Annotated in this window: 6 protein-coding genes; 4 read left to right on the plus strand and 2 right to left on the minus strand. The window is 41.2% G+C overall.

Annotated features, from left to right (window positions below; all coding sequences use genetic code 11):
- Positions 1-15: 15 nt before the first annotated feature.
- Both CH373_RS17290 and CH373_RS17295 read right to left on the minus strand, forming a co-directional pair.
- Complete coding sequence (locus CH373_RS17290; RefSeq protein WP_100715015.1) at positions 16-639, minus strand: UbiX family flavin prenyltransferase; 624 nt, start codon at positions 637-639, stop codon at positions 16-18.
- Between the two features lie 95 nt (positions 640-734).
- On the minus strand, positions 735-1,652 hold the full coding sequence (locus tag CH373_RS17295) for a UbiA-like polyprenyltransferase (RefSeq protein WP_100715016.1): 918 nt from the start codon (positions 1,650-1,652) through the stop codon (positions 735-737).
- A gap of 106 nt (positions 1,653-1,758) precedes the next feature.
- Here CH373_RS17295 and CH373_RS17300 point away from each other — a divergent pair, with 106 nt between their 5' ends.
- The 4 genes from CH373_RS17300 (at position 1,759) to CH373_RS17315 (ending at position 6,111) form a co-directional block, all read left to right on the plus strand.
- Entirely contained in the window at positions 1,759-2,406 is a 648-nt protein-coding gene (locus tag CH373_RS17300; RefSeq protein ID WP_100715017.1) for a hypothetical protein, read from the plus strand.
- 55 nt (positions 2,407-2,461) lie between these two features.
- Entirely contained in the window at positions 2,462-3,604 is a 1,143-nt protein-coding gene (locus CH373_RS17305) for an LIC11612 family fibronectin-binding protein (RefSeq protein WP_125170042.1), read from the plus strand.
- A gap of 147 nt (positions 3,605-3,751) precedes the next feature.
- Positions 3,752-4,849: a redox-regulated ATPase YchF gene (ychF, locus tag CH373_RS17310; protein WP_100715019.1), complete on the plus strand. Its 1,098-nt coding sequence runs from the start codon at positions 3,752-3,754 to the stop codon at positions 4,847-4,849.
- 200 nt (positions 4,850-5,049) lie between these two features.
- Positions 5,050-6,111 (plus strand): N-formylglutamate amidohydrolase, encoded by a 1,062-nt coding sequence (locus tag CH373_RS17315; RefSeq protein ID WP_100715020.1) that lies wholly within the window; start codon positions 5,050-5,052, stop codon positions 6,109-6,111.
- Positions 6,112-6,269 lie beyond the last annotated feature (158 nt).

Genomic DNA, 6,269 nt, shown 5'->3' on the forward strand with positions numbered 1-6,269 from the left:
ACGAGAGGGTCTTTGTTATTCCTCGAAGTCTGCGGACTTCCATCTAGGATAGAGATCAATTTCTATTCCGATCAAGCGGAAGATCCTAGTGGCGATAAAATCTCCCAAATCATCCAAGGAATTTGGATTTTGATAAAAACCGGGCGAGGCAGGAAGAAGCGTTGCTCCTGCATCATGCAGTTCTAACATATTTCTAAGATGGATTCTGTTGTACGGAGTTTCCCTCGGAACCAGGATCAGTCTTCTCTTTTCTTTCAAAGATACGTCAGCGGCTCTTTCGATTAAGTTATCGGTGATTCCGGAATTTATCGAGGCAATCGTTTTCATGGAACAGGGAACCACTACCATGGCATTCCAGGTATTCGAACCTGAGGCAATATCAGCTCCGATATCTTCGAATTTTCTGAAGTGAAACGAATGCCTTTCTTTCTGCTTCCATTTTTGCCGGATAAAATCTAAAAGCTCTTCCGGAGAGTTTACAGAAGTCTGATATTCCTCGTTAAAGACCCGCAAAGCAGCCGGGCTAACCACAAGCCAACTTTCACCATCCAGTCCTAGTAGTGCTTTGAGAAACCTTGCGGCATAAATAGAGCCACTTGCTCCTGCGATGCCTACAACGAGTTTTAAGGGTTCAGACATATAATGATTCTATATATTAAGGTTCTATCACGTACCAGAACGTCCAATATCCCAGGCTTTTGCGATTTTGCAATTTCACAATTTCGCATAAGACCTTACACACCAGATAGCATTCTAATCTTAAAAATAATTCGAGGCAAAGTTTCTACCAAGATTCCTAAGAACAAAACCCCCGAAATATAGGAGTGAATCCTATAAAATTCCAAGGGAAAAACGCCATCCGCGTGGTCTATTGCAATCTTTTGTTCTCTAAACAACAAGAAGCCAGTTACAGCCCAAAAAATCCAAAAAATGTCCTGCAATCCGGAGCTTCGTCCAGCAATCCCCAAAAACACAATGGAAAGAACATGACAAAATCTTGAAATCCAAAGAGACTTAGTTCTCCCGAATTTTGCAGGAATAGAATGCAATCCTTCCTTTCGATCAAATTCCTCATCTTGAATCGCATACAAAATATCGAATCCAGCTAAATTGAACGCTAGGCCGATTGTCCATAAAAAAGGAATCCAAGAAATTTCCCCGGTCAAACCTACCCAAGTGGCAAGAGGTGCAAGACCGATCGAAAATCCTAAGTACAAATGACAAAAGAAAGTGAATCTCTTGGTATAAGAATATGTAAATAGCAAAAGCAAAGTGGGGAAGGAGAGTGCAAACGCTAAAGAATTCAAAAACCAGCTGGAGATAAAAAATAAAATCGAAAAACCTAAAATAAACAGAACAGCAGATCGATCAGAGATCTGACCACTCGGAATTTCCCGATTGGCAGTCCTTGGGTTTTTCGCGTCTATCTTTTTGTCCGCCCATCGATTGAAGCCCATTGCGGCGCTTCTTGCACTTACCATGCAAACTAGAATCCAAATCAATCGAACTCCCCAACTACTCAACGAGGCAAAATCGGGCTCTAAAAAAGCGAGGATGCAGGCAATACCTGCAAATGGCAGCGCAAATAGAGTATGAGAAAACTTTACGAAGCTTCCGAATTTACTAACTCTTTGGATTGTCCAATCGATCATATCTAAATCAAGACTGATTTCATTTACTCTATAGGGCAAAGCAGATTTTTGGGAACGAAAGCGAAAAAGGGTGATTTTTTCTGGCTAAAGTAAAATTTCGTATTGTATGTCTCAATCAACGACCTTAGCAGAGCCAGGTACAATCCCAACTCAAAAAATAAGGCTACTTCTAGAACGAATTACTTCCCGTCCGAAATCGCACGCAAAGTGGCTTAACACCTTGTCTCTATTGGAACATATCGGTTCCAGAAAAATCCATGCTTCTCAAACAGGAAATGATATCTCCGAAATGGTGCTTCGCCATGCATCGGAAGAGGCAAGACATGCGGCATTCTTTAAGAAGCTTGCGCTCAAAATCGGAGACCAAGAATTCAGCAAATATTCGGACGAAACTCTACTGACCAGAAACTCTGCGGTTCTGTACTTTCAAAGATTAGATGCTACTGTACATAAAAATTTAAAGAAAGATGAAATAAGCGGATCATCATTAAAAAGATTGGCGTATCTCTACGTCACAAAACTTATCGAAGAAAGGGCTGAGGCCATCTATTCAATTTACGAATCTATACTAAATGAGTCTAATTCCGGAATCTCTCTCAAGTCAGTGATTAAAGAAGAGGAAAACCATCTTTACGAAATGAATCATACATTAGAAAAAGAAGATAAAGATTTCCAAGCAAGGTCCGAATTCTTCCGAGAAAAGGAATCCAGGCTTTTCGCAAAATTTTTTACGTCTTTGAATGCGTCCGTCTAAATCCGACCAAAAGAACCTGCGAGTAGAGACCAAAACGATCCGAGAAATAAATCAGGTGAAAAACATCCTTGCAGTAAAATACCAATTTTATCAGCGCAGATTTCTGATTTTCGCACTTCTTGTGTTAGGTGCAGTCTTTTCGCTTTCTTCTCAGGAAAATCCAAAGAAAAACACCGATGTACCGATCGGATTGGTAGTCTATTGTTCTGTTCCTACACAAACTCAACCCGAAAAAGCTGAGAAGAATTGGGAGAGAATAGTAACACTCTGGTACAAGTCTTATAAACAAAAAAATATGCAAGAAGGAGGGGGAGCACTATTGATCGCTTCCGCTCCAGAATTACCTGCGAATTCTCCCGAGATAGAAAGACTTAAGAATACGCTTGGATTTGATATCGTATTTACCGGAATCTCCCCGAAAAAAAATCCGGACCCAAAAGCAGATTCTAAATCGAAAGTGAAACCTTCTTCTAAAAAGAAAAAAACGAAGAAATCAAAAAAGCAAACATCCAAGGAGAAAGCGAAAAAACCTCTCCAAAACGATGCAACTGTCTCGGAACCAAAGGTCGAAACCCCGGAGAACACTACGAGTGAACCGAAGAAGACAGACGACGCTGTAGATTCATCGGACAAGCAGCTAGACTCGAAGACTAAGAAATCAAAAAAGACAAAGCCTACTTCTAAAGGGAAAAAATCGAAGCGAACAAAAATGAAGCCGAAGCAAAAGCAACAGGTCTTGATTCCATCGGCTCTTACTTCGATTGTCGAGGGTGGCCTTAGGTTTATATTCTATTCTCCTAACTCAATTTCCAAAGATTCGAATATTATAATTGCTGAAAACTGGTTAGAGGAATTTAAGAATTCCCTATTCAAGCTATATAAGCCGAGCGAATTTCATTTTTTATTGTTACACGACCCTTCTTCTAAAGTCTCGGAAAATCCAAATCCGGTAGCAGACGGAATCAGGACGGTACATTCGAATCTTTTGGAAAACACACCGAGTGTGGTACTACTAAACCAACCGCGAGACCTGAGATTTTTTGAAGGAGAATATTCCTTCGGATGCGGGTTAAATCGAAATAAGTTTGAGATATCCGTCCTAGAACTTTTCTTTCGAAATGGAAAAATGATTCGGATCAGAGAGGAATCTTACAATCTAAACAATATAGATTCGAATCGTTCCTGGATTCTGGAATAGCTCCCGCATAGACCTCAGTGATTCCGAGGGAATCGATCTCGGACCAGGCTTCTGTATCTCAATATGCATTTGTAAGTATTCCCAATCCAAAAGAATCCCGGTTGGAACTGAATTTACAGAATACCACTTCGCAGAAAATTGGATTCTATGAGTTTAAATTGCGGCATCGTAGGACTTCCCAATGTGGGAAAATCCACCATATTCAATGCTCTGACCAAGGCCGGAGCAGAAATGCAAAACTATCCTTTCTGTACCATCGAGCCGAACAAAGGAATCGTAGAAGTACCTGATAATCGACTAGAACGTCTAGCCGAATTGTACAAACCGCAAAGAATTATTCCAGCAATCATGGAATTCGTAGATATTGCAGGACTGGTCAAAGGCGCGAGCCAAGGAGAAGGTCTCGGGAACAAATTCCTATCTCATATTCGAGAAGTGGACGCGATCTGTCATGTAGTAAGAGCCTTCGAAGACGATAATATCACTCACGTTCACGGCACGATCAATCCAGTAGAAGACGCCCAGGTAGTGAATATGGAATTGATCTTTGCGGACTTTGAATCAGCCGACAAACAATTCCAGAAGCTATCCAAAAATGCGAAATCTGGAAACAAGGAAGCTCAGGAAATCGTTTCTGTTCTAGAGAAAATATTAGAAGTTTTGAAAGCTGGAAAACCAGCCCGCCTAGTAGATTTGAAACCAGAAGAAAAAAAGATTGCAAAGACATTCAATCTGATCACCTCCAAGCCGGTCATGTATGTCGCAAATATCGCAGATAAAACTGCTACACAAAAGGACCACCCACTTGTTCTCGCGGTGCAAAAGATGGCTTCAGAAGAAGGCGCACAAGTAGTCACACTTTGTGGAAAATTCGAGGAAGAAATCTCAGGCCTAAGCAAAGAAGAACAGATTGAATTTCTATCTGAGATCGGAGAGACACAAAGTGGCTTGGATCGAATGATCCAAGCAGCCTATAAATTGTTAGGACTAGTAACTTTCTTTACCGCCGGAGAGCAAGAAGTTCGAGCTTGGACCACCGACGTAAATAGCACTGCTCCTGTCGCTGCCTCAGTCATTCATTCCGATTTTGAAAAGGGATTCATTCGGGCGGAAGTAATGAAATTCGAGGACTTGGATCGGACCGGAAACCAAGCCAAAGTAAAAGAAGAGGGCAAGCTCAAACTCGAAGGAAAAGAATATCTCGTCCAGGACGGAGATGTGATTTATTTCAGAATCAACGCTTAGTTTTCTTTGTAAATCTAAAAGCAGCTCCGTACTATTGATCGGATCCGATTCTTGGACTCCAATCTTTTCGGGATGAAATCTATGTAGGACATTCCCTACACAAAATAGGCTATTTCCTTTCCTAAGGAAAAGACCCATTTTTGTGGAAAAATTCTTCTTTCCGCTTGTGGTTCCTATCAAGCTAAGTTGGTTTTTAGAGCATGCACAACAATTCGAAGACAAAAGCAAGATACAATTCTGCAAATCATTCCAGTCGTAACTTCGACAGGTTGCGTTTTATCCAAATTCTATATTCCGGAACGATTCTTTTCTTTCAATTTGCTCTTTTACAAAATTGTAATCCATCTGAGAAACCTGATGGATCGCTATTCCTTTCTGCTTTCGCACTAGAATCATCCCGGGAACCGACAAACTGCATTCCCTCCGTCGGTTGTGGAAAAGTACTGGGATTGAATGGGTGGGTAGAAATTCAGATCGGAGAACTGCCAATCATCTTGACTTCTCCACACGGAGGAACTCTAACACCGACAGAAATGGGAAACCGGACCATTGGTACTCTGGGAAATGATTCCCACACTATAGAACTTACGTTCGCGATTCGTGAAGAAATTGTGAAGCGGTTTGGAAAAGAACCGACTTTAGTAATCAATCATGTGGACCGCTCCAAAGTAGACATGAATCGCGCAAGAAACGAAACAGTCGATGATGAAACCTCAGACGTTTTTCAAGCAAATCTGGTTGCATATAATGAATTTCATCTTTTTGCTAAAGCTGCCAAAGATCATCTTACGCAAAAATTCGCAAAAGGCTTGTTAGTTGATGTTCATGGTCATGGACAAAGTGAAAATGTGGTACAACTCGGCTTCAATTTAACCGAGTCCGAAATCGAATCAGATCCGAACACATGGGCCGCCACTAACTTACATCGTTCCACTAATATTGAACATCTGATTGAATCCGGAAGAATGACTCTGCAGGAAGCCTTGATCGGGGATCATTCACTCGGTACATTGCTTACGGAAAAAGGTTTTTCTGCTTTTCCAAGTCGCCAAATGAGGGACTTTGCAAGCGCCCCGGACAATCACTATTTTACCGGAGGATATATTAGTGATACTTATGGATCCCGTCACGAAGGAGCCTTGGACGCATTTCAAATGGAAACTCCCGGTCCAAATATTCGTAATGAAGAAAATCTCCGAATAGAATATGCAAAGAAATTTGTAGAATCTCTCCAAACATTCCTGGAGGCCGGAGGATATTGATAACAGATGCTTTTTTGTCTGTTTTTGTAGATTTCTCTCGAAAATCGGCTCCAAATCTACAAAAGTTGTTTGACCTGCGTAGTGACGTAATTAATATGGCTTTTACACCTGAGGGATTGGGATGTTGGCGACGACAGCGATTCTGAGGGAAATAATCA

The sequence above is a fragment of the Leptospira perolatii genome (assembly GCF_002811875.1).
Taxonomy (GTDB): domain Bacteria; phylum Spirochaetota; class Leptospiria; order Leptospirales; family Leptospiraceae; genus Leptospira_B; species Leptospira_B perolatii.